Below are 24,247 nucleotides of genomic sequence, written 5' to 3' on the forward strand. Positions count from 1 at the left end.
AAGAATATATGTTTCATCATATAAAAATAGTATACCAGAAATGGCATTAGGACAGAGCATAATATCTATTCATAAAAAATAAGCCAAAGATACCCTTGGCTTATTTTTTCTAGATTATTTGAAAATCTCTTTATGTTCTTGCTTTATAGTCTGAAGTGTATCCTCAATCGACATCTTCTCTTGATTAAGTTTGAAACTTCGAAGACTTCGTACGGAATCAGATTTACTATTAGCATAAAAAATATGTATAAGTTCCTCTGTTCCAGCATTCCATTCTTCTATATATTTATCCTTAATAAAGGCCTTAACTTTTTCGAATTTTTCATAAACCACAAAATAGTTCATTTTTGTTTCATTTACAAAATATTGTTTCGTATTAACTAAATTTTGAATAACCATTTTAATAACTCCTCATTATGAATTATTTTAGATAATAAATTAAAATGCCAAAGTGATTACGTATGATTTCTACAGATATGTATTTTCCGTCGACCTCTATATCAACCTCCTATTCATATATTCTAGTAAAGTTTATTTTTTGTAGAATTCTTATAAAATATCAATATGGTTAATTAAACCATAGGGCAATAGGAAATACAATAAAATACGTGCGTCAATAACAGACAAAACCTGTCGGGATTTTTCGACGTGTAATAACTTTTACCTTTTTGTTACCTTTATTTATTAAGATATATTATGATGTGAGTACTAGAAACTATTGGAGGAAACAACATGAAATTATTTGCATCCGAACATTTCTCTGATAAAAAATTTTGGCAAAAGTTAAAGGTTTTTGCTAAAAAAGCTGGTTCATCTGTTGTGTATATTGTATTGCTACTATACTTCACACTTCAAAAACCAGAGGTTCCAGTAAAGGCAAAGGCAACGATTATTGGAGCATTAGGGTATTTCATTCTTCCAATCGACTTAATTCCAGATGCTCTGATAGGAGTAGGGTATACCGATGATTTGAGTGCAGTTGGATTGGCATTAGTGCAAGTGGCAATATATATTGATGAGGATATTAAAAATAAAGCAAAAGCAAAATTACAAGAATGGTTTGGAGAAAGTGCAGATACATCCAAAATTGACTCAAAAATTGATTGATGGGGTTTTCCCCTGACAAAATAATGTCGAAGTGCCGGGCACTTCGACATTTAAGCTTCAAGTTTAACCATAAAAATTTTATGTAAACTAGTTTTTACTTTCTAATACATAACCATATTTTTTATTGATCTTTTGGCTTACTTTATCTAAGAATTTATCAACGGGAAGCTTTTCAACATCTTTAGTATACCAAGCAAGCTTTGCATCTTTATCAAGCCCATCATATTTTACTTTTAATACCGAATATGTATTGGTTTCAAGGATATAATCAAAGTGTGTATATAATTCTTTTCCTTCAGGACACTCAAGAATTACCTTGTAAACGGGATTCTTTCCTTCTTTGTTGAATTTTACTTTTCTAATTTTAGTATTCATTATAATAATCCTCCTATTAAACATCTGTTGACCATAAGCTAAAGAGGATGCACGATAAGGAATTATATTGGTGCATCCTCTTTTTTACTGCATTATAACTATTCTATTTTTTCTTAAAAATTCTTATTTCTATACTAAGCATAACGTACCTAGGCGCTTCTTTCAATGATTAACCCTAGACAATCTGTAGTATTCTTACTATGTTCCCTATTATTCCCATTTCACATCGGTTTTATAAGCCTGCTTTGTGTATATAGTTTAACGGGCCATTCCTCTTGTTTCTCCGCCATATCCCAAAACATATATTCGAAGTAGCTTGTTTTAACTACAATCTCCTCCAGTTTAGCTAATTCTCGTTCTGGTTTTCCCTCCGCCATTTCGTTTATCAGATTCATACAATCCTCAGCTAATTCAGTAAATTCATCGGATGAATACATTTTTACCCATTCACCATAGAATTCATGATCGATTGCTCCCGGCCATGATGCTAGTTCTTTACCGATAAAGCTATAACTCCAAGCGCATGCAAGGACAGATGCGACTACATTTTCAATTCCTCCAAGTTGTGCTATGTTTAGCATGTAGCTTGTATAAGCTGTTGTTGTAGCGCCTGCCTCTGTTGCTTCCAGCTCATCATGAGAAATTCCGAATCGAGCGGCATATTGACGATGAAGTTCCATTTCCATATCCAACGTGCCATGAAGAAGTTTCGCGAATTTAGTCATCGTTTTTAAGTCCTGTGCTTTAGCACTTCCCAAAGCAAAAAGTCGACAATATTCAATTAAGTAAACATAGTCCTGCTTCATATAATGCTTGAATTTATCCTTCTCTAACCAGCCCTCTCCAAGCCCTTTCACAAAAGGATGCTCCAAATATGACTTCCAAATCGGCTCTATTCGGTTCCATAATCGATCCGTAAATAAGTTCGTCAAAATATTATCCCCTTTCTATTTAAGACAGTTTCCGATATAACATTACTAAAATATTTGATGGAATGTTCTCACCTCTTTAACATTGGGAGCGATAAAATACAAAAACCCATCACTAGTTTAATAGAGATGGGTTAGGTAAACAGACATAATAGTCCACATAAAATGCCAGTTCCAGTTCCACTTCCCTACGCTAGTGTTACCTAGATCAGGTTCAAAGGGTCGATCATATCTCTCTCAGCATTTTCATGCTCCCCTAGTCGAATTATTAATTATTTGATTTCTATATATTAGTATAGGCATAGTTTACGAGAAATAGCAATTTATAGGAATCACTTATCATTTATTCACATTGTTTCCCATTTTTCACACCTAACTCGATTCTTGGAAATCATTTTTCGCTTTCATGCAGATAATTTCAAATTATCTTGCATCAAACGAGGCTTGAACTCCATTTGGTGCGGATAAAAGCAAATTATCCGTCATCGAACGGCCCTAGTTTCAGAAACCATTCACTCAGATCGATTCTCACTATCTGCCGTTAAAACTTCCTTCCGCCACCACCGGATCGACCGCCACCAGAACCAAAAGAGGATCCCGAACTTCCACCGCTGCCTGTATTCCTTTGTATTTTTTGTTGGGTCACCATTGTACGAACGTATTGATCTTCCGTATTCGTAACAACAAAGGAGTTATTTTCTAAATATGTTCTTGCATTGACTGTTGAGCGGCCACGATTATTCATAGCCATAATACCAACTGTAACAGCACCTAGCCCAATGGATATAAGTAAATAAAGGGTGAGTTCTTTTATCAACTCCGAATCACTTGTTGTATGAACAGTTTCAACCGTTGTGCTAGGAATTTGGCTTGTTGATGGCCCGTTTCCCGCACTAATAGGTAGTCCCTCATGCATTACTTTTTCCACTTCATCTAAAAAAACATCCGCACTTTCACTATATTTTCCTTCACCCAAATATGGATAAAACTCATCAAGCGTTGCTTCAATTGTCGCATCTGGAAAATAATCCACGATTCGGTCTCTTGTAAAAATATAAACTTCACGGCTATCCATATTAAGAAGATACAAAATACCGTCAGACGTTCCCGCAAATCCAAAACCATGTTCCTTGTAGAAATCATCTGCAAATTGTCTTGATGATTTTCCTTCATCATCATTGATTGTAACAATGATAATATCCATCTCTAATTGCTCACTAAGCAAGGTTGCCTTTTCTTGCAGCTGTTCTTTTTGAATATCGGTGAACAAACTAGCAAAATCGTAAACTTTGTTTTCCGATGCGAATACACCGATACCTAAAGTTAAAATCATTAACATGATAACCGGTATCATAAAAAGTGACCTTTTACAAATCACCATAGGAAAAGCCCCCCTAACGAAAGAACGGCAAAAGTAGCACCTGATATCATGCCAAACCATGATGCAGCTCTTCCCATACTAATCGGCAAGCGCCCAGCAATTTTTCCTGTCTGTCCATTCATCGCAAAAAGATAGGTCTTCCCTTTAAATTGGTACGTAAATACCCAAACCGGCAATAAAACATACGTTGCATCGACCTCTTTTAACTGGACATTTGAATGCTGTATACGTACGGAGCTATAACCCTGAATCGTTTCACGAAGTAATGAACCCATATTTTTTCGGATAACATCGGAAACTCTACCGTATACATCGTTTTGGTCCATATCATATTTTTCTGCTAAATAACCAGATAAATAGGACATTGAAAAATCAGTTAAATCCTGATAATCGTAGGGTTCTAGAATGGTCATGAGTTCATCATCCATTTTTTTCGATCCATCCGCTGGTACAGCTTTAAAACCGGCCTTGCCCTCTCTTTTGACATGATAAAATCTGGTTTCCGTATATCGGGTATCGCCCCTAGTGTAAACCCGGACCTTCGTTGCTTCACCAGCAACTTCCCCATTGGAATTACAATCAAATAGCCAAAATGGAACATAAATCCCTGTTAACTTCTCAAGCTGTGAGGTGGATGTAAAATATTTAGGCAGAAGCGGTTTTCTTTTACACCAGTTGACAAATCGTTCTGTGGCTTTCTCACGATCTAACTTAAACGGAATGACTTTCTTTGGTCTAAATTCACCTTCCAAACGCCTAGGAATGATGGTCGGGTTATGGCAATAATAACAAAAGGTTGCCGCTGTTGTGTCATCCGTCACGATTTCCGCCCCACAACTATTACAAATAAACCCGACCGCTTTTTCTTCAAATTCTTGATCGAGCTGTTTCTTTTCCTGTAGGGACTCGCCACTCATCGTAGACTCATAGTTCGATTGCTCATTATTAATAAAAGCCTTAACTTCCTGTTCGGTAAATTCACTTAAACAATAATCACATATCCAGTTTTGTGTATCTGCCTTAAAGACAAGAGGCCCACCGCAATTAATACACTTGTAAACAACTACTTCCAAGCTGACCACCTCATTCATTGTTGGTTTAGCAAATGTAGGGTTTCATCGTTAAAACTTATTTCCGCATTCAGGACAGAATTTCACGGTTTCATTAGAAAATAGTGTAAATCCACAACTCTTACATTTTAATTTGCCATCATCATCAGGTCGTTTCCTACCGCAGTTTGCACAAAACTTCCCATGATTCTGATGCCCACATTGACAGTTCCAAGTTTCTTGCTCTGGTGTTTGCTTTGGTGAACCACATTCTGAACAGAAACGGCCCGTGTTACTATGTCCGCACTTACACTTCCACTGTTCAGATGGAGCACTTACAGGCTGTTGTTTTTGTAGGTTTTGTTGTGCTTGTTGTTGCATTTGGTATCTATTTGCTTCTGAGGCCGCTCCCATAAAACCGCCTGCACCTTGCATACCCATACCAATACCTAAGAATCCTTGCATAGCCCCACCTTCATTTGAACCAGCAGCTTCTAATCCCCTCGCTATCGCGCCTTGTACAAAGCCTTCTCTTACTGTTGGGTCTTGCAGCATAGCACCTTGGTTTCTCATATTGATAAGCTTTTGAGATTGTTCATCATAAGAAATGCTATTGATTCCGACTGACTCAACTTGCATCCCACGCATCCGTGTCCAGTCCTCGTCTAATATGGTTGACATGTATTTTGCCAGTTCCATTCCCTTAGAAGGAACAAATGAAATTCGAATGCCGTTGCTTGACATTTGATTAATAGCTGTTTGCAGCGCATTCATAAATTCAGACAGATACTGTTCATTGATTTCGGTTATATCAACAATGGATTTATTTCGTGGAATTGCTTCCACAAAAAATTTAAGTGGGTCCACAATTTTTATCGAGTACGTTCCGTGCGTTCTCAAAAATAATTCAGCATTATAAAAATTATCAAAGTAATTAATTGGATTTCGAGTACCAAACTTGATCCCTTTGATCTCCTGAAGATTTATAAAATAAACTTTTTGGGCAGAAGATGGCACTCCGCCAAATTTTATTCTGTTAAACGTTTCATATAACGCTTCTCCAAATTCACCATTAAACAATGACGGCATCGAAGAATTTTCAACTTTGTAATACCCTTCCTCGGCAGTATAATCAATAATTTTTCCGCCATCCACCAACATCATAAATTGATTTGGGTAAACATGAATAATGGAGCCGTTAGAAACTGTTGTGTCTGTGCCTTTGAAATTACTGTTCCTTTTATCCTTTGCTCTAACTTTAACACCTACTGACATAACTGTTGTATCACTCATAGCCTGAGGCTCGATAACTTCCAACCATTGATCCGCTAGACCGCCTCTTACAGCATCTAAAGTAGCTTTAATAATCCCCATAATATCCCCTCCACAATTGCAGGTTAATTTTTTAACAACTTTCCTTTAAGTATAACATTGGGACAGAGGGTCGGGAACTCCGGCTCTAATTATCTTTATTCCGGCTTTCCGTCATTTGTCTCCACACAGAGCCTTCTGCTGCTCTTCCACCTTCAATCCGTTCAAGAGCTATTTTTACTTGCATAGCCACTTCAAATTCAGGATCATTTTCAGCCTCACGTAATGCCTCGATTACAGTTTCATCTCCCACTTCATACAGGAACATGGCTGCTCTCCAACGCACGAGCTTATTTTTATCCTTTAGTGCATGAATCATTGTCGGGATTGCTTTTGGATTCCCAATATCAGATAAACAGTCTCCTGCTGTTCTTCTTACTGTAACCGAAGAATCATTTACAACAGCATCCTCTAAATAAGGAAGTACTTTTTCCGATTCAATCATACCAAAATACACGACAGCCAGTCTGCGGATAGAAGCTTTTTCATCCTTTAATGCCTTCTTTAAAAGCGGAATATCCTTTTCTTCAGGGTCTAGTTGTTCTAAAAGAGCATACCGTTTTTTCCAATCCGGTACATCCAGCATTTCTGGGGTTATTTCCATTTTCACTTTTGTTTTAAGTTGTGTTTCTATCGCTTCCACCGTTGAATTTTTGGCTTGATTAAAAATACTTTCTAAGCGGTCATCAGGATACGCGGCTAAGAGTTCCTCCACAACCTGTTCTCCGATTTCTTCAAAAGTTCCATAGCGAATCCCTTGCTCTACCCACTTTCTTTCCATCACAATATTTTCTGTTGTAGCCGCATCCACCGCAGCTTTTTTAAATTTGTCCGGCATCCCAAATCGTCTTTCCTCTTGTCCATCTAATAATTTGACTTGTATTGGAATACCTTTGAAAAATTGTACTAGAACCTTTATTTCTCCAAATGCTACATTTGTTTTTTCAACCATCTCTTCATTTGGTTTTTCTGCTTTTTCTCCAAAAATTCCTCTTACTTGTTGTAATATAGGCTGCCATTCGTACCGTGGATTTCTTTCAACAGCTAGAAAATCCGTAACCTGAAAGATTGATGTAATACCCTCAACCTTTAACATTTCCCTAATTTGTTCAGGAGCTTGATTCATATTTTCTTTTGTAAAATTATAACGTTTTCCCTCTTGAAGCTTTTGGTCTAATATTATTTTCATTGAATTCGGACTTGGAGTTGGCTCAATTGACTTTATATTCATTTAATTATCTCCTTTAGAGTGTGTTTACATTATTTGTGTAGTGTTTAATCAAAAATATATCATAATCTCTGTGTCTCCTCATGTAATACGCGTTGAAACAAGTGAAAAACAAAAACAGGAGAACCGACCGCCTCTCCTGTTTCTTTAATAATTTGCTATTATTTCAACAATTTTGTCCTCAATTACTTTCCCGTTATCATCCTCAAGAAGATTATTTATAAGAATGGAAAAAATAAGCGTTTCCCCTTTTTTTGTTTCGACATAACCGGATAAGGAAGAAACAGTAGTAATAGTGCCTGTTTTTGCTTTAACATTTAAGGTTTGCATTCTTTTTCTCAAGGTTCCACCTACCATCTTGTCACTAATACCGGCAACTGGCAATGAATCCAAAAATGCAGGAAACCATTTTTGCTGTTGCGCATGAAACAAAAGCATGGAAATTTCATTAGCTGGGACTAAATTCACATGTGAAATTCCTGAACCGTCCCTAATTACTAAATTTTTAGGATTCACTCCTAAATTCGGAAGTTCCTCATATAATACTTCAACTCCTTTTTCCCAACTGCCCTCTCCTTTCTTTACCTTCCCCATTTCCTTCACTAAAACTTCAGCGTGTCCGTTATTACTTAGTTTCATAAATGGTACAAGAAGTTCAGACAAGGGGATGGATTGATGACTAGTAAGAACATCAGCATCATGGGGTGTTTCACCAACTCTATAATCTCCCATAAGTTTAATCCCTTGTTTCTTTAATTCTTGTTGAAAAAGATCAAGAACAAAATGCGTTGGCTCCCAGACGGCTATCCATTCCTTTTTAGTCTTCGCACCAATAGGAATAAACCCCTTCACGATGATCATATTTGTTCCATGTTCTCGATCAATCGACAGCTCCGTTTTCCCATCTGGTGCAATAGTCATGGTTTGATTGATGACTTTTACATAGTTTGTTTTAGGTGATAGTAGAATTTGCGCAGATTCCCCAATCCTTTTTCCTGGAGTTACCTTAACCTGGATCGTACCAGAATCATATTCTTTATTCGGTGAAATTGTGAGCGCAGAAACTTGAGAACCATAGTAAGCATATTCATCACTCCATACCAAATCAGGGGGCAAACGAACATCATCATACCAGCTGTCATCAGCTATAAGGTCCCCATCAATAACAGTGATACCCGAACTGGCAACTTTCTTTGCCAATTGGGTAAGATCCTCTATTAATAGTGTTGGGTCTCCATAGCCTTTAAGATATAGATTTCCTTTAAGTGTACTTCCGTCTCGCTTACCTTTTGTTCTGACTTCAGTTTTAAACCGATAGCCTTCTCCTAAAGCCGATAAGGCAGTTGCCGCAGTTAGGTTCTTCATATTTGAAGCTGGCCTCATACGGGTATCCCCATTGTGCTCAAATATAATTTCACCGGTATTTGCAGATCGGATACTAATTCCTACAAGCCCTCCTTTTAAAGTTGGCTCATGCTGTAAAAACTGATCAAGCTCTGCATTCATCGTTTGTTCCAGATCATTAGCTTTTGAGTTTGAATAAGATAGAAAAAAGGCTACTAAAATCAGAATAACCAATATATGTAAACGTTTCTTTAAAATCTTCAATTCATTCCACTTCCAGAATCTTTTTAGTAACAAGTATTGCCATTTTTACTGTTTCCAAGACAATTTATTTCCCTAAAAAGCTCATAGAAGTCAACTCACATTTGCTTTAAAAAAAGAATAGACTAAGCCTTTGAAATAAGGCTTAGTCTATTCAGGCTGATTCTTAAAACCACGGATATTGTTTCATAACTGAGTAGTAGAACATCGCTCTACCAGATAACTCTCCTATTAATACAAAACACGCTGCCATTAAAACGTAGTTTACAATATCCACCTTTTTCGCGACAACAAAATAAATAATTAACGTTGCCGGAACTAATAAACTACTTATAATACGAATCCAGAATAAAACTGAAGATACCGAGACAGCGGCAACTGCTGTGGTTTCACTGGTATTACCTGATGCCATGAAAGAACTTCCAATCGTTACAACTAAGGCCACTACAATTAGCCCAAGATAACTTCCTAAAACTTTGGTTACATTCTCCCCCATACCGTTTTCATCGTTTTTTCCTTTAAGTGCGAAATAGGAAACTGTTAGGGCTCCAAGGAGTAATCCCGTTAGCAAAAAGTTGGCAAAGGTTGTCCAATTATTCCATGCTGGGTGCAACGTCATTGAAAAATAAACCATTCCAGAAACGACCACTGTTATAATTCCCATGACCGCAGTTAGTGTGCCAATTCCCTTCCTTAAATTTGCCTTATCCGACATTTTCCACCAGATATATGTTGATAGTAGTAATAATGCATTGAATAAGATTACTGTTATAATCTCTCTACTTAACCAAGAGTGTGAGGATCCAAGAAGACTTGTATAGCTTTTTAATGGATTTCCTAAGTGAAACACTGAAGCAATGGTTCCGATAACTGAAACCGTAAAGGCTATATACATCGATTTTTTTAAAGACGTTTTTCCAATTGTCTCCATAAATTTGGGCTTTAAGAACTCAAGTAAAACCATTGCTATTACAATTCCTGCTGCCCATTGAATAAAAACAGTGAATACCACTAAAGGAATTTCATATGCATCCATTTTTTTGCCCTCCTTTTCTACTAATTTGCCGCAATAATTACAACATTTGGTTTGCTTATTTTATGAGATGGCAAATTATACTGCCTCTCAATTACGTTAATATCATTACCATACTCAGCACGAATTTCCTCAATATCACCAAACTTCAAAACATTACCTGGACAAAGCTCCACACATTTTGGCTTAAGTCCTTGATCGACTAAATCTACGCACATATCACATTTACTTACTTTTTTTTCAACAGGGTCGTATTGCGGCGCAGAATAAGGGCATGCCATGACACAGGATCTACATCCAAGGCATCGTTCATGATCTTGAATGACAATTCCGTCGTCCCTTTTTGTATAGGCTGAAACAGGGCACACCTTTAAACATTGCGGCTCATCACAATGATTGCAGGACATTGAAAGGAAATTTATTGTATTTGGATTCTCTGTTCTAAGTTCCCTTACCCTCCTCCATTGCACCCCTTTAGCAGTCTGATTTTCTGATTTACAAACAACCGCACATGTTTTACATCCATAACAATCCTGTAGATTAATAACAAAACCATATTGTGTCATATTTAACCCTCCTTCCTTACCTCAACAAGAGAATTATTACATGTTTGCCCCGTTCCAAGTGGTTCAACCTTATCATTTGTAACATGGCTACTGCTTCCGCCTTGCTGCTCCCACCATCCATTTTGCAAACCTATGATTCCTTCTTTTATATGACTAGTTACAACTGCAACGACACGGTGTTCCCCTCTATCATTATAGACAACTGCTTTATCGCCATTTTTGATTCCTCGTTTTTTAGCATCATTCGGATGAATTAGTGTTTCCGGTTGACTTTGATGTACTTCATTTAACCATGGCAGTGTGCTAAAACTGGAATGAATACTTCTAGGCATTTTATACTGAACAGCCATCAGCGGATATTTTTCCACTAATTTATTATCCTTATTTTTAATACACTCATCGGCCCTAATATAGGTGACGATTGGACTATAGCCCTTAGCCTCCCAATCTTCAACGAAAAAGTGTGCCTTTCCTGTTGACGTACGGAATTGGCCATCTTTAAAAGGAACTGATGGGGTTGGCACTGGCTTAACCGGTCCTTTCCTTAATTGCTCAATTGTAATTCCTGTTCCTACTAAGCAATTTTGAATAAGCTCTTCTATCGGTTTATCAAAAGCTTCTCCAAAACCGAATCTCTTAGCTAACTGTGTGAAAATCCAATAATCAGGCTTTGCCTCTCCTGGTGGCTCTACCGCCTTTTCCATTAATTGAATGTAGTGGCTACGAATACCTGCCATCAAACTCGTATCCTCAAAGATAGTCGTAACTGGTAAAACTAAATCTGCATAAAGAGCTGTTGATGTCATCAAATTATCAGCAACTACGACAAATGGAACCTTTTCTAGAGCTTTCCGTACCATATTTGTATTGGGTATTTGTGTCATTGGACTTGTTGTCATAATATACCAAAAACCTATTTCTGTTGGATCACTATTAAAAACAGATTCTCCTATTTTGGCAACTGGTATATTCTTTATTTCCGCTGTCGGTTTTGGTGCATCAACAGGAGAATTTATTTTTACAAATTGGGTTACTCCGCCAGCGTCACAGACGCCAGTACCTGGTTTTCCAATGTTTCCTGTAATCAAGGCCAGATAAAATTGACTTGCTGCTACATAAGTACCGTACTCTGTCCTTTGTGCACCAGACATATTTTGGATAATCATAGCAGGTTTATTCATTGCATACTCACGTGCTAAACGTATAATGGTACCTTTTGGAATCTCTGTTTCTTTTTCCGTCTTTTCCGTCGTCCACTGTGCAGCCTCTTCTTTTATTAAATCAAATACTGTTTTATATCCATTAGGAAGCTCTGTTTCATCTTTGCTTAAAGCTGGCTTAACCCCACTGACATCATGTCGCACAAGTGCATTTCGTTCCGTATCATACACAAGATATGAATCTGGATCCTCTGAATTTTCGCGAACCAGACCTCCTTTTTCATCTACCAAATAGACCGCACCAGTATGGTTAATTAGGAAAGGACGATCAATTAAGTTTTCCTGAATCATAATATTTACCATTCCTAATGCAAGAGCGGTGTCTGTACTTGGAACGATCGGGATCCATTCATCTGCTCTAGCAGCCGTTTCACTAAAACGTGGATCGATCACAATAAGCCTTGCACCACTTTTCATTGCTTCTTCATATTCTTTAAAATAAGCCTGCATTGTTACAGCAGGATTGTTTCCCCAACAAATAATGTACTTACTGTCACGAATCGTATCACGAGTATCAACGTAACGAAATCCCACCATCGGGTTCATCGCAGCAGCCACTGCCGAACAGCATAGCGAACCTTCAGGACGCGTAGCTCCACCGAGAAAATTAAAAAATGCGCCGGCTATAGAATTTTTAATCGCATCCATATTTCCCGAAGCTGTCTCCAACAGCAAGCCTTTATTACCGATTGTTTTCATCGTTTCCTTTATTTTATCCTCGATTAAGCTTAAAGCTTCCTCCCATGAAATCTCTTTAAATTCGCCTGAACCTTTTTTCCCGGTTCTTAATAAGGGCATTTTTAACCGATCAGGATTATTTACCCACTGTGAGCGGCTAACGCCCCGCAGACAGCCTTTCACATTAAAATCTTCACTGGCTTCTACCTTTATTAACTTACCATCCTTAACAAACGCCGTTAAATTGCAATGCAAGCATTCCATTGAACAACTTGAACGGAATGTTTCAAAACTTTCAATTTCAGCACCAAAAGCTTTTGCTTGATCATCAAACGCATCTTTAATAAGCTGATAGCTTCCACCACCGATAGCAGTAGCAACACCCACTGTACCAGTTGCTTTTAATAACGTTCTTCTTGTCATTTTTTTGTTTAATAGATTTTCATGATCATTGTCCATATTCATGCATGTTCACTCCCTTGAAAGAGCTTAATAGAATTATTATTTTTTTACACAACAAGCAGATAGTAGAGGGACTTGAATTAAATCATTTTCATCTTCATGATTCATAAACTGAAAATGATAGGAATGATTTTCTTTGATATCAACAATTTCAAGACCTGCCGCCTTAATCCATTTTCGTAACTGACTTACTTTAAAACCAGACCAGAAATCATGGGCTTCCTTGAACAACCAGTTTTTATTTGTAAACACAAGATCCGCGATAATGAGTTTCCCTCCAGGAACCAAAGTCTTAGCAATATTTGTTAATGCTGTTTGCGGGTTAAAAATATGATGAAGCACCATACAACAAAAGCCAATATCAATGGATTCCTGTATTTTGTTCATTTCTTCACATACATCCGCATACAAGGGATAAATATTCCCCTGGCCCCGTTTGCATACTGATCCTGCTAATTTGTTTAACATTTCCCTTGAATTATCAACTGCATATACTGTTGAAACTTTAGGACTGAGCTTTTTAGTAAGAGTCCCTGTTCCACATCCAAAATCAGCAGCTATCATCCTTTTATTTAAAAGAACAAACGAGAGTAAATAATCCTCCAATTCCTTCGGATACCATTTTTGTCTATAAGGGTCAAAGTTCTGGTTGAAACCATTAAAGAAGTCTTTTGTCTTCAATGAAATTTTCGCTTCTATATTAGAAGGAAAGTCCGTAATATCAAACCATGTAAGCAGCATTTTCAATTCATATCCTGTTAATGGCAACTTTAAAACATCTGGGTTTGACTCTTTCAATACTTGCTCAAGAAGTGCCCTTCTTGCCCTCCTAATAAGAGAACTAAATGCTTCTTCGGAGATTCCCAAAAGATTTGCACTTTCTTTGTAGCTAAATTGTTGAATATCAAAGAGGTACAAGGCTTGTTGATGACTTTTTTTTAACTTTTTTAACATATTAAAAAGAAAGTTCTTAAGTTCTTCCGAAAAAATTTTTCTCTCTATCGTTTCATCTAAAAAGTGAATACTAGAATGGAAAAATTCCCGTTTCACACTTTCCTCCTTAGTTTTTTGGGATTTTCTCCAATAATCGATGCAATGGTTGCGAGCCACTTTCAAAAGCCAAACCTTTGTTTGTTCGCCTTTTAAATTTTTCATTAATTCTTTATTTTCACAGACTTTAACAAAAATGTCTTGGACAATTTCCTCTGTTAAATCAGGGTCTTTCATCCTATTCTGTACATATAGGAATAGTTCCTTATAAAAATTAGAATAAAGTACATCAATTTGTGTCATATTACATACACTCTCCATATGGAAAAAGCTTATCGATCGATCTATTTTTATATTAAAATACCTATCTACAATTTGAAATTGCAATTGGAGAGGGTTCATATATTGTTAAAATACATGTGACAAATTAAAGAAATTATCCTGCCATTCGACGGAAAAAAGAATCCGAATCGTTACATATAGCGCGGGAAGGGTTAGGGGCACGGTTTGAAGTTACGGATAAAAAACATTCAGAATGTACTGGACGCCAGACGATAATTATTAACTATTTCTATTATTCTTTTTGCAAGTTACAATAGAAGTAGTTGGATCAATTGGATAATCAAGGGAGGATTCCGAGAGAATGCCCATTCGTATAAAACTTATCATCATGTCCTTACTATTTCTAGCAGTACCGAGCCTATTAATTGGAATTATTGGTTATCAATCTTCTAGAAATAGTTTAAAAACTCTTGGGGCTGAAAGCCTACAAACCGATGTACGGATGACTATTGAAATGATTGAAGCATTAGATAAACAAGTAAAAACAGGAAAGGTTTTATTGGAGGATGCCCAGGAACAAGTCAAAGAAGCAATTTTGGGAAAAAAAGATGCGAACGGGAATCGCCCTATCAATCCACGCCTGAACTTAGGAAAACACGGCTTTATATTTATTATAAATTCAGCAGGGGTTGAACTTGCACACCCAAACTTTGAAGGAATGGATGTATGGGAAATAAAGACAACGGACGGTGTTTATTCAACCAAAGAAGTCGTAAGGGCTGCCAACAACGGTGGAGGGTTTGTCACCTATGAATGGCCCTTGCCAGATAATCCTAATGTACATATCCCCAAAATCACCTATGCGGAAAAGGATCCAAATTGGGATTGGATTGTATGTGCCGGGGCGTATTTACCCGACTTTAACGCCGGAGCGAATCGTGTACTATATATATTGTTGTTTACCCTAGGAATCTCACTACTTGCTGGTGTAATTGTCATTCTGTGGTTTTCAAAAAAAATGACGAAACCCATTATCCAAGTAGCAGAACAGGTAAAGTTAATTGCCCGTGGAGACTATACACAAGAGCCGATTGAAATAACAAGCAAGGATGAAATTGGTGAATTGGTATTAAATTTTAATATAATGAAAGAGAATCAAAAAAAGGCTATTTTAAAACAGAAAGAATATCAAGAAAGAATTGAATACATGGCGTTCCACGATGATTTAACAAAACTACCTAATCTTCGTTACATAAAAGAAAAACTGACACAGGAAATGCAAAGTCACAAACCATTTACACTTCTGATTCTTGATGTCGATCGATTTAAACAAAGCAACGAAGCTCTTGGGCACTCCATCGCTGATTTAATCCTAAAATCGGTTGCAGACAGACTAAAAGAACAATTTCCATCCCATGTATTTGTTGGACGTCTTACAGGGGATGAATTTGCAATTATTTACCCTGGCTTGAATCAAGAAGACGAGTGGATCTCGGTGTGCAAACAAATACAAAGTCGAATTAACGAACCTTTGCAGGTTAAGAATCTTCTCCTAAACGTGTCTGTAACTATAGGTAGTGTTGTTTATAATAACAATAAAATTGAGGTGGACGAGTTTTTAAAACACGCGAACATGGCGCTTATGGAAGCACAACAACAACAGGTTCCTTTTCAAATGTACCAACCATCTATGGATGGCAAAGCATTCGACCGTCTTGTTTTGGAAAACCATTTGCATCATGCTTTGCAAAGAAATGAACTTCGTCTGGTCTATCAACCCCAGGTAGATATTGGAACCGGTCAAATACAAGGAGTAGAAGCGTTGCTTCGTTGGCACCATCCAAGCTACGGTTTCATTTCTCCAGCCGAATTTATCCCCATCGCCGAAAATACTGGACTTATTATCCCAATTGGAGAATGGGTGCTTCGGACAGCATGCAGACAAATAAAAGAGTGGCACGATCAAGGGCTTTCATTCCTTCAAATTGCCGTGAACCTGTCCTCTCGCCAATTTTATTCGCAAGACTTAATCGAAACGGTGAAAGGAATTCTTCTAGAAACAGGATTACCACCCGGGGATTTGGAGCTTGAGATTACAGAAAGCATGATGATGAATATGGAACACGCATCAAAAACCTTACAAGATCTCAAACATTTAGGATGTAAAATTGCCATAGATGATTTTGGAACAGGGTATTCTTCCCTTAATTACCTAAAACATCTGCCGATTCACCGCCTGAAAATAGACCAATCGTTTATCAGGGATCTTGCAGAAAACGAACAGGATGATACGATTGTATCCACTATTATTTCGATGGCGCAACATTTACAGCTTGATGTAATTGCGGAAGGAGTAGAAACGCCAGAACAAATGGACATTTTACGAAAGAAACAGTGTACTCATGTGCAGGGATATCTCTATAGTCCACCCCTAGCACCTGAGAATTTCCTTCAACAATGGGACCAACTGCTGCAAAAAGCGAACACTCTAGCATCTGAACTAAATGAATAAAAAAATGATGACACTCATTCGATTTGTTGTGAGTGTCATCAGCCCTTGCTTCAAATCGTTCTAATCCTCATGCTTATGTTTTCCCTTCCCTTTGTCTCTTTTTTCTTTCCACTCTTTTTCTTTCAATTCTTTTTCTTTCAATTCTTTTTCTCTATATTTCCATTTTATTTTTCCATTTTCAGACCAATTTTTGTCTTTGTTAATACTCGGTATTATTGGTATTTCTGCCGAACTGACACCTTTTATATAAAGTTCATTATTCACTTTATAAACACTATCGGGTTGCTGGAAAGTGGATGCGTCTGTTCCAAAAGTTTGCATCATCGCTTTGAACATATAGTGTGCAATTTTCGTTGTATTACCGGTCATATAGTTACCCTGACCGTTCTCAGTGTAGCCGGTCCAGACTGCCATTGTATACTGCGGTGTATATCCAACAAACCAGCTATCATTGGTTGCATTATCCGGGTATCCAAATTGAGCCGCTGTTTTTTCATCAAAGTTTGTTGTCCCAGTTTTTCCAGCGATATCAAGCCCCGGTACTTTCACAAGTTTACCTGTTCCATCATTTACAACCGTACGCAGCATATCTGTCACCATATAGGCAGTATAATCCGCCATCACCTGCTTGGGCTTCTCCTCATTAAAATTAACAACCTTTCCATCAGGAAATACGACTTTTTGAACAAAGTGCGGTTTTCTGTATTGCCCACCATTTCCAAAAGCACTGTAAGCTCCTGCCATTTCCAATGGGCTCACGGTATTACTTCCAATTGCGTAGGATTCATAAACTTTATCATTTTTAAAAGTTATGCCTAGTTGTTCTGCGAAAGTCTTTGCTTTCTCCTCCCCTACCGCCCTTAATGTGAGCAGTGCCGGAATGTTGTAAGAGTTTTGCAGGGCTTTTCGTATAGTCATGATTCCATGATATTGACGATCCCAATTCGAAATTGGTTCACCTGTTGAATACGTCGTTTTTTGATCATCGATTAAATGTCCAGTTGACCATTTCAAATGTTCGAAGGCAGGACCATAATCAAAAATCGGTTTAAATACCGAACCCGGTTGGCGTTTCATTTCGATTGCAAAATTATGCCCTAGAAATTCCGCCTTATAGTCGTTTCTTCCGCTACCAATTGCTCTAACTTCACCCGTTGTAGTGTCCAAAAAAACGAAGGCTCCCTGAAAGTTTGAATTTGGATAGGCAATAATCTCATCCGTGTTCAACATTTTTTCAGCATATTCCTGCGCTTTAGGATCCAAGGTTGTATAAATAGATAACCCATCCGTGCTAATGTCAACTTCTCTCAATTTACTCATTACCTCTTTTGCAACTGCATCTAAAAATGCTTCATAAGGCATACTTTGTTGATTATTCTTGGATACAAGGCCATCCGTAACTGGAACTTTAGACGCTTCTTCCATTTGGTTCTCTGATATATAACCTTCCCGAAGCATTGACCGTAAGACAATATTACGGCGCTGGGTAGCTGCCTCGATGTTTTCCAGTTTAGTAGGATCATAATTATTCGGACTCTGGGGCAATCCGGCTATCATGGCCGCTTGTGCCAACGTCATTTTATTTAAATCCTTTTCTTCAATTCCATAATAGTTCTTTGCTGCTGCTGCCACCCCATAAGAGCGGTTACCCAAGTATATTTTATTTAGATACATCATTAAAATATCCTGTTTCGAATACTCCTTTTCCAACTGATTGGCCAAATCCCATTCTTGTACCTTTCGCTTCAACGTTTTTTCTGGCGTCAAAAAAGAGTTTTTGATTACTTGTTGGGTAATCGTACTGCCCCCTTGAGAGCCGAAATCGCCGGTAACGTTCACAAAAATCGCCTTAGCAGTTCTTTTTATGTCGATACCTTGATGCTCGTAAAATCTAGAATCCTCCGTCGCAATAAACGCTTGTTCCAACACTTTTGGAATTTGATCATACGTAATTTTTGTTCGCTTTTCTTTCCCATACTCATAAATGAAGTTTCCGTTTACATCGTAGAATTTCGTTGAAAGAGGGTCTATTAGTTTAGAAGCGTCTAAATTTGGGACATCCTTTATCATGGAGGCGAATGTTAGAGCCCCTGCACCAGTTGATACAATTCCTAGAACAAGACAGACAATGAGCACTTTTTTCATTAAGGACTGTATTTTAGGCGTTTTTTTATTAGTATTTTGCTGCGCTTGTTTAATTTTTTCGGCTTGCATTCGTTCTTGACGAGATTTGTATTCTTCTGACATTCATGTTCTCTCCCATGGTTCGTTATTCAAAGGTGAATAGTAATTATGATAGAAAAGATATCATACTTAAAACCATTCGTAAGGAACATGAGTTTTTTGAGGTTTTTTTGTAAAATAACAGAATATTTTTTGTCATCATAGTTAATTTCACTTAAAATAGGAATTGATTACATACATTTGCAAAAAAGTACCTTGGAAAGAGCGGTGGTCCGATAGCAGTTATGGAGTCTACTTTTCTTTAGTAGACCCCCAATAGATAAGGTATATATTCACTTCTTAACTTTAACTAATTTCAGCAATTCCTCCAATGTACTTCTTCTAAACCCATACAACTCCTTTATTGCCAATCCCATTGCAAGCCATAATGTTGTTCCCTCCGAATTGAATTCAAATGGTCCAATCGTTGAATCAAAAATGGGAAATAAATCAATTACTTGATCTGCTCGATACCGATAATTATACTCTTGAAGTGCATTCAAGGTTTTAACAAAATCCCTAAACTTCGGTTCCCATAGCAACTGTTTTGTCGAAGATCGTAATCCTCCACCATCCGTACCATACACACAATCAAAAATTGCTGTCATTGTTTCTTCATCTAGATAAACCAAGCCTTTTTCGTTGACTCTAATGGACATAATAATGCCCCCCTACGTTATTTTAAGAATCAAAAAGCTCCCTTATGCGTAAATTTTACCATTTTGCAGACAGATAATTAAATAAAAAAGTAAATGTAAAAGAAAAAAACAGTTGTTTGTTCTTCGATGTCTGCTGCAGGACCGAAAAATTCAAAATGGATACGGTCTGTTGGCACTCCCCATTCTTTCAAAGCACTATTCATTTCATTCGATACTTCGCCACAAATATAATGCCGCGTAGCTTAAATATGGCTCCCACCTATGTTTGTATTGTTCAATTTCTTCCAATGTTGGTTTTCTATCAAGCCTATACAATTTCTTTAAAGCATTTTGAATACCTATATCCGTTGCTGGAAAAAGATTGGGTCTCCCGAGGGCAAACAAAAGGAAGTTTTGAATCGTCCAAGCGCCAATCCCACGAATTTTGATTAATTCATTGAAAATCTCTTCTTCCGATTTCCTTGCCAATGCCTCAAACTCCAAATCCCTCTCAGCAACTGCTATTCCAATACCAATCACGTATTCTCCTTTTCTGCTGCTAAATTGCATGTCTCGTAATTGCTCAACCGTTATGTTCGCTACAATTTCCGGATTAGGGTAAAACCAAACACCATCAATTTCGTTACCAAATGTTTTAACAAAACGTTCTGTAAGAGTATGGGAAAAAGACAAATTTAACTGCTGGTGAATAATGCACTTGACTAGACAGCTAAAAGGGTCAAAATCAAGCACCAGTGGTGTTCCGAAATGCTCTTGAAAAAGATCACGAAGATCTGTTTGTTGAAAATGGCGGTTGACCTGTTTTAAAGAAGTATTCCATTGGAAAATTTCAGATATCCTCTTAATTTGTGCTTCCTTTTGTTTTGAGTTATTTCCTGTTAGTTTAAAAACTGGCTTATTAACTGTACCAAGTCCCGTTACTTCTACTATATATTGATTTTTTTCTTCTATTAAAATAGGAACTTTAATCAACCGTTTTTGTAAATCTACTTGATTTAATGGATCTATTGCATGCCGCTCAATCACCCTATCGAATTGATATGGTCCTTCTATTTCAATTACTTCTTGCCACATCTACTTTCATTCCTTTATGTAGTTTTCCAGTATTATAGCATTGATTTTCATTTGAATAAATTTCAGTAAAAGCTTCTTTGTAATTATTCGTATTTTGGGAATTTCCATACATTTTTTTAATATAATAGAATTTAATTCATATAAAGCCCGGATTCCAAATTGAAAAGGAGGAACAATCTTGAAAATCGAACAAGCTAAAGTTAATGAACTAGGATTATCATCTATAAACTCTTGTTTGAGAATATTTATAATATTCTATTTTCTGTATTAACGCATAAACAAGCAAAATTACCAGTGATTTCTAAGATTTTAGTTGACAAATTACTCTCTTTAAATAATAATAAATTTATAATTATAATAATTCTAAATAAGAAGTGAATAATATTTTAAAATTTATTAATTTAATTAACTCAAGGAAGTATAAGGAGTGAAAGACCATGATTTTAGATAATGAAATTAAAGCGCAATTAGAGCAATATCTACAATTAATGGAAGGTGAAGTACATATTAATTTGAGTGTTGGGGCCGATGATGTTTCACGCGACATGACAGCTTTAGTTGAAGAATTGGCTGCCATGTCTCCGAAAATACAGGTTGAGAAAACAACATTAGATAGAACACCTAGTTTTAGTATCAATCGTATTGGTGAAAACACTGGAATTACATTTGCTGGGATTCCACTTGGACACGAATTTACCTCTTTGGTGCTTGCTTTATTACAAGTAAGTGGTAGAGCTCCAAAGGTGGATCAGAAATTAATCAATCAAATTAAAAACATTAAAGGGAACTATCGCTTTGAAACCTATGCTAGCTTAAGCTGCCACAACTGCCCGGATGTTGTACAAGCCTTTAATGTGATGAGTCTTTTAAATCCTAGTATTACGCATACAATGATTGATGGAGCAGCATTTAAAGAAGAAGTAGAAAGTAAAAATATTATGGCTGTACCAACCGTTCATTTAAATGGAGAATTCTTTAGCAGTGGCCGTATGTCATTAGAAGAAATTCTTGCAAAGCTCGGAAATACTCCGGATGCTTCTGAATTTGCTAATAAAGACCCATTTGATGTGCTTATCGTTGGTGGAGGCCCCGCAGGTGCCAGTGCAGCTGTTTATGCGGCACGAAAAGGAATTCGAACAGGAATTGTAGCCGACCGCTTTGGTGGTCAAATCTTGGACACACTTGGTATTGAAAACTTTATCAGTGTGAATTATACAGAGGGTCCTAAGCTTGCGGCAAGTCTTGAAGAACATGTGAAAGAATATGACGTTGACATTATGAACCTTCAGCGTGCTAGAAGAATAGAAAAGAAAGATTTTATTGAAGTTGAACTGGAAAACGGTGCTGTTCTAAAGAGTAAAACAGTTATCCTCTCAACAGGTGCCCGCTGGCGCAATGCAGGTGTTCCTGGTGAGGAAGAGTTTAAAAACAAAGGTATTGCTTATTGTGCTCACTGCGATGGTCCATTGTTTGCAGGAAAACATGTAGCAGTAATTGGCGGGGGAAATTCAGGAGTTGAGGCAGCTATTGACCTAGCGGGAATTGTCAAACATGTAACCCTTTTAGCTAGATCCGTACTAAGAGCGGACCCCGTTCTACAAGATCGTGTTATGAGTCTACCAAACGTAACCATCATCCAGAATGCTCAAATCAAAGAAATTACTGGCACTGATAAAGTTAACGGTATTACCTACATCAATTGTGAGACAAATGAAGAGGAGCATATCGAGTTGCACGGAGTATTTGTTCAAATAGGCCATGTTGCAAATACTGAATGGTTAGAGGGCACCGTCGAACTTAACAAACATGGTGAAATTATAATCGATAAAAATGGTGCAACGAATATTCCGGGGGTATTTGCAGCTGGAGACTGCACCGATACACCATATAAGCAAATTATTGTCTCAATGGGATCAGGCGCTATCGCAGCATTAGGGGCCTTTGATTATCTAATTAGACATTGATAAAAAATATTTCTATTAATAGAAAGTCACTTTACACCCACAATTAGTGTAAAGTGACTTTCTTTTTATGGGAACCTATTTCTTCTTGCCACATGAATGTTTACTCCTAATACCCCTTCGAAACATCCACCTTATTTAGCAATGCCTCGTTTTGTTCAATTTTCTTCAACGTATCAAAGAAGCATGTAACAGCCTCATCTAGGTCAGTTATCGCTGAGATATGGGGAGTGATAGTGACATCCTCTCGAACCCATAATGGTGAACCATCTGGTAATGGTTCTATAGTCACGACATCTAAAACAGCTTTGCGGATCTTTCCATTATTCAAAGCAGCAATGAGGGCTCCTTCATCTACCGTTGCTCCTCTACCTACATTAATAAAAGCAGCATCATTAAAATGACTGAACAATTCACTGTTAAAGAGTCCTTTTGTTTCGTTGGTTAAAGGAAGTGTACTTATCACCCAATCAGCTTCAGGTAAAATTGTCGCAGCGGATGTGGTAGTAACAACCTTTTGGAAATATTCTTTCTGCGCTCCACTTTGAGAAACGCCGTACACATTCGTTCCAAAAAAAGAAAAGCTCCTTGCTACCTCTTGTCCAATTTCGCCTGTACCAAAAACGACAAGGGCTTGGTCTTTTAACATAACCGGTGGATTACGAACCCACTTTTTCTCTTCCTGTAATTCCTCAAAATATTTTTGATGTTGAAGATCTCTTAATATGTAGCTTAAACAGTACTCACTAATTCTTTGCCCAAATGTGCATATTGTGCGAGTAAGGACCACATTATTTTTTTCCCAGCCATCTATCGCTAAATAATTATTCACACCGGCATTAAAGGAATGAACCCATTGAAGTTTTGAAAGATCAAAATGGGAGGCAGGGGCAGAACCAACATAAGCATCAGCCCATTCCAAGTCTACTTCAGTAATTTCATCAATAGCCACAAAACGGAAATTTTGACAAATAGTCTGAGGCATGTGCTTTTGAAAGATCTCCTCATATAAGCCAGCCACAAGAATATTATTAATTTTCATTTTAAAACCCTCCATGATCACTTATGTAAATAAAATGGAAGCAAAAGATGATTCCATTGCTTCCATAACTGTTAAGGTAATTCCAAATTAATCATAGCGCACTTGGTCTTTACCCTCAATAATTAGCTCTAGTTCATTATAAAAATTAAGTTCAAGCGGTGCAGGTATACGTTCCATAATGTCTTTGATTTCATCAAGATTTTCTGCCTCTTCCATGGTGGTTGGAGGCTGTTGTAAACCTTGGAACCATACCTTTAGCTCATCAATGAACTCATAAAAATGCATCTCAAACCTTTCGGCGTTATCCGCACCTTCATCCCCTGAAGTTTTCGTCATCAAATCCCAATCTAGAAGAGCATCTTCCAATTTCTTTGTTACACGATTAATCAATTCATCCACCACCTTTTACCAACTCTTCATTGATTATTAGAAAAACACGTAATTTGCCCATAATGGCAAATTACGATGTCTTTTCTTATACTATAATCCATAAAATTTTA

At 37.2% G+C, this 24,247-nt stretch carries 21 protein-coding genes and 1 riboswitch; of the genes, 3 read left to right on the plus strand and 18 right to left on the minus strand.

From position 1 onward, the window contains the following. Nucleotides 1-114: 114 nt before the first annotated feature. Entirely contained in the window at nt 115-399 is a 285-nt protein-coding gene (locus BAZO_RS13085) for a hypothetical protein (RefSeq protein ID WP_003332053.1), read from the minus strand. A gap of 333 nt (nt 400-732) precedes the next feature. On the opposite strand from BAZO_RS13085, the gene BAZO_RS13090 reads away from it, so the two are divergent. Continuing rightward, nucleotides 733-1,107, plus strand: a complete 375-nt coding sequence (locus BAZO_RS13090; RefSeq protein WP_003332054.1) for a YkvA family protein — start codon at nt 733-735, stop codon at nt 1,105-1,107. An 87-nt stretch (nt 1,108-1,194) separates the two neighbouring features. Here BAZO_RS13090 and BAZO_RS13095 read toward each other — a convergent pair whose 3' ends face one another. The 11 genes from BAZO_RS13095 to BAZO_RS13145 all read right to left on the minus strand — a co-directional run bounded on the left by BAZO_RS13095 (nt 1,195) and on the right by BAZO_RS13145 (nt 14,297). Further along, the gene (locus BAZO_RS13095; RefSeq protein WP_003332055.1) at nt 1,195-1,482 is read right to left on the minus strand and encodes a hypothetical protein; all 288 of its coding nucleotides are present in this window, start codon (nt 1,480-1,482) and stop codon (nt 1,195-1,197) included. A 221-nt stretch (nt 1,483-1,703) separates the two neighbouring features. After that, on the minus strand, nt 1,704-2,414 hold the full coding sequence (gene tenA, locus BAZO_RS13100; RefSeq protein ID WP_003332056.1) for a thiaminase II: 711 nt from the start codon (nt 2,412-2,414) through the stop codon (nt 1,704-1,706). A 165-nt stretch (nt 2,415-2,579) separates the two neighbouring features. Then, nucleotides 2,580-2,679: riboswitch (TPP riboswitch) on the minus strand. A 273-nt stretch (nt 2,680-2,952) separates the two neighbouring features. Then, entirely contained in the window at nt 2,953-3,792 is an 840-nt protein-coding gene (locus BAZO_RS13105; RefSeq protein ID WP_003332057.1) for a TPM domain-containing protein, read from the minus strand. Further along, nucleotides 3,786-4,865, minus strand: a complete 1,080-nt coding sequence (locus BAZO_RS13110; protein ID WP_003332058.1) for a TFIIB-type zinc ribbon-containing protein — start codon at nt 4,863-4,865, stop codon at nt 3,786-3,788. The genes BAZO_RS13105 and BAZO_RS13110 overlap by 7 nt, the downstream gene beginning before the upstream one ends. A 48-nt stretch (nt 4,866-4,913) precedes the next feature. Further along, the gene (locus tag BAZO_RS13115) at nt 4,914-6,215 is read right to left on the minus strand and encodes an SPFH domain-containing protein (protein ID WP_003332059.1); all 1,302 of its coding nucleotides are present in this window, start codon (nt 6,213-6,215) and stop codon (nt 4,914-4,916) included. Nucleotides 6,216-6,300: 85 nt separating this feature from the next. Next, nucleotides 6,301-7,443 (minus strand): conserved virulence factor C family protein, encoded by a 1,143-nt coding sequence (locus tag BAZO_RS13120; protein WP_003332060.1) that lies wholly within the window; start codon nt 7,441-7,443, stop codon nt 6,301-6,303. Between the two features lie 144 nt (nt 7,444-7,587). Continuing rightward, on the minus strand, nt 7,588-9,048 hold the full coding sequence (gene dacB / locus BAZO_RS13125) for a D-alanyl-D-alanine carboxypeptidase/D-alanyl-D-alanine endopeptidase (RefSeq protein WP_003332062.1): 1,461 nt from the start codon (nt 9,046-9,048) through the stop codon (nt 7,588-7,590). A 163-nt stretch (nt 9,049-9,211) separates the two neighbouring features. Then, nucleotides 9,212-10,081 (minus strand): dimethyl sulfoxide reductase anchor subunit family protein, encoded by an 870-nt coding sequence (locus BAZO_RS13130; protein ID WP_003332063.1) that lies wholly within the window; start codon nt 10,079-10,081, stop codon nt 9,212-9,214. 20 nt (nt 10,082-10,101) lie between these two features. Beyond that, the gene (locus BAZO_RS13135; RefSeq protein ID WP_003332064.1) at nt 10,102-10,644 is read right to left on the minus strand and encodes a 4Fe-4S dicluster domain-containing protein; all 543 of its coding nucleotides are present in this window, start codon (nt 10,642-10,644) and stop codon (nt 10,102-10,104) included. Between the two features lie 2 nt (nt 10,645-10,646). Then, entirely contained in the window at nt 10,647-13,007 is a 2,361-nt protein-coding gene (locus BAZO_RS13140; RefSeq protein ID WP_003332065.1) for a molybdopterin-containing oxidoreductase family protein, read from the minus strand. A gap of 36 nt (nt 13,008-13,043) precedes the next feature. Next, entirely contained in the window at nt 13,044-14,297 is a 1,254-nt protein-coding gene (locus BAZO_RS13145; RefSeq protein ID WP_003332066.1) for a sigma-70 family RNA polymerase sigma factor, read from the minus strand. 340 nt (nt 14,298-14,637) lie between these two features. On the opposite strand from BAZO_RS13145, the gene BAZO_RS21250 reads away from it, so the two are divergent. Next, the gene (locus BAZO_RS21250; RefSeq protein ID WP_003332067.1) at nt 14,638-16,788 is read left to right on the plus strand and encodes an EAL domain-containing protein; all 2,151 of its coding nucleotides are present in this window, start codon (nt 14,638-14,640) and stop codon (nt 16,786-16,788) included. A 60-nt stretch (nt 16,789-16,848) separates the two neighbouring features. On the opposite strand, the gene BAZO_RS13155 is transcribed toward BAZO_RS21250, so the two are convergent. From BAZO_RS13155 to BAZO_RS13165, 4 genes are all read right to left on the minus strand, one after another. After that, nucleotides 16,849-19,035, minus strand: coding sequence for a transglycosylase domain-containing protein (locus tag BAZO_RS13155; RefSeq protein WP_003332068.1), 2,187 nt, complete (start codon nt 19,033-19,035; stop codon nt 16,849-16,851). Nucleotides 19,036-19,304: 269 nt separating this feature from the next. After that, nucleotides 19,305-19,670, minus strand: coding sequence for a hypothetical protein (locus BAZO_RS13160; protein WP_003332069.1), 366 nt, complete (start codon nt 19,668-19,670; stop codon nt 19,305-19,307). Nucleotides 19,671-19,747: 77 nt separating this feature from the next. After that, a complete protein-coding gene (locus BAZO_RS23225; RefSeq protein WP_003332070.1) occupies nt 19,748-19,873 on the minus strand; it encodes a hypothetical protein in 126 nt (41 codons plus the stop codon). Between the two features lies 1 nt (nt 19,874). Next, a complete protein-coding gene (locus BAZO_RS13165) occupies nt 19,875-20,744 on the minus strand; it encodes a DNA-3-methyladenine glycosylase family protein (protein ID WP_003332071.1) in 870 nt (289 codons plus the stop codon). A 437-nt stretch (nt 20,745-21,181) separates the two neighbouring features. Here BAZO_RS13165 and ahpF point away from each other — a divergent pair, with 437 nt between their 5' ends. Then, complete coding sequence (ahpF, locus tag BAZO_RS13170; RefSeq protein ID WP_003332072.1) at nt 21,182-22,708, plus strand: alkyl hydroperoxide reductase subunit F; 1,527 nt, start codon at nt 21,182-21,184, stop codon at nt 22,706-22,708. A gap of 106 nt (nt 22,709-22,814) precedes the next feature. Here ahpF and BAZO_RS13175 read toward each other — a convergent pair whose 3' ends face one another. Beyond that, a complete protein-coding gene (locus tag BAZO_RS13175) occupies nt 22,815-23,747 on the minus strand; it encodes a D-2-hydroxyacid dehydrogenase (RefSeq protein ID WP_003332073.1) in 933 nt (310 codons plus the stop codon). 87 nt (nt 23,748-23,834) lie between these two features. After that, a complete protein-coding gene (locus BAZO_RS13180; RefSeq protein ID WP_003332075.1) occupies nt 23,835-24,137 on the minus strand; it encodes a hypothetical protein in 303 nt (100 codons plus the stop codon). Between the last annotated feature and the right edge of the window lie 110 nt (nt 24,138-24,247).

Origin of the sequence: Schinkia azotoformans LMG 9581 (assembly GCF_000307855.1) — a bacterium.
Classification (GTDB): Bacteria; Bacillota; Bacilli; order Bacillales; family Bacillaceae_J; genus Schinkia; species Schinkia azotoformans.

Coding starts and splice junctions, on each gene's coding strand:
- BAZO_RS13085 (WP_003332053.1), bottom strand. CDS start 399: ATGGTTATTCAAAATTTAGTTAATACGAAACAATATTTTGTAAATGAA.
- BAZO_RS13090 (WP_003332054.1), top strand. CDS start 733: ATGAAATTATTTGCATCCGAACATTTCTCTGATAAAAAATTTTGGCAA.
- BAZO_RS13095 (WP_003332055.1), bottom strand. CDS start 1,482: ATGAATACTAAAATTAGAAAAGTAAAATTCAACAAAGAAGGAAAGAAT.
- BAZO_RS13105 (WP_003332057.1), bottom strand. CDS start 3,792: ATGGTGATTTGTAAAAGGTCACTTTTTATGATACCGGTTATCATGTTA.
- BAZO_RS13115 (WP_003332059.1), bottom strand. CDS start 6,215: ATGGGGATTATTAAAGCTACTTTAGATGCTGTAAGAGGCGGTCTAGCG.
- BAZO_RS13120 (WP_003332060.1), bottom strand. CDS start 7,443: ATGAATATAAAGTCAATTGAGCCAACTCCAAGTCCGAATTCAATGAAA.
- BAZO_RS13130 (WP_003332063.1), bottom strand. CDS start 10,081: ATGGATGCATATGAAATTCCTTTAGTGGTATTCACTGTTTTTATTCAA.
- BAZO_RS13135 (WP_003332064.1), bottom strand. CDS start 10,644: ATGACACAATATGGTTTTGTTATTAATCTACAGGATTGTTATGGATGT.
- BAZO_RS13140 (WP_003332065.1), bottom strand. CDS start 13,007: ATGAATATGGACAATGATCATGAAAATCTATTAAACAAAAAAATGACA.
- BAZO_RS13145 (WP_003332066.1), bottom strand. CDS start 14,297: ATGACACAAATTGATGTACTTTATTCTAATTTTTATAAGGAACTATTC.
- BAZO_RS21250 (WP_003332067.1), top strand. CDS start 14,638: ATGCCCATTCGTATAAAACTTATCATCATGTCCTTACTATTTCTAGCA.
- BAZO_RS13155 (WP_003332068.1), bottom strand. CDS start 19,035: ATGTCAGAAGAATACAAATCTCGTCAAGAACGAATGCAAGCCGAAAAA.
- BAZO_RS13160 (WP_003332069.1), bottom strand. CDS start 19,670: ATGTCCATTAGAGTCAACGAAAAAGGCTTGGTTTATCTAGATGAAGAA.
- BAZO_RS23225 (WP_003332070.1), bottom strand. CDS start 19,873: ATGAATAGTGCTTTGAAAGAATGGGGAGTGCCAACAGACCGTATCCAT.
- BAZO_RS13165 (WP_003332071.1), bottom strand. CDS start 20,744: ATGTGGCAAGAAGTAATTGAAATAGAAGGACCATATCAATTCGATAGG.
- ahpF (WP_003332072.1), top strand. CDS start 21,182: ATGATTTTAGATAATGAAATTAAAGCGCAATTAGAGCAATATCTACAA.
- BAZO_RS13175 (WP_003332073.1), bottom strand. CDS start 23,747: ATGAAAATTAATAATATTCTTGTGGCTGGCTTATATGAGGAGATCTTT.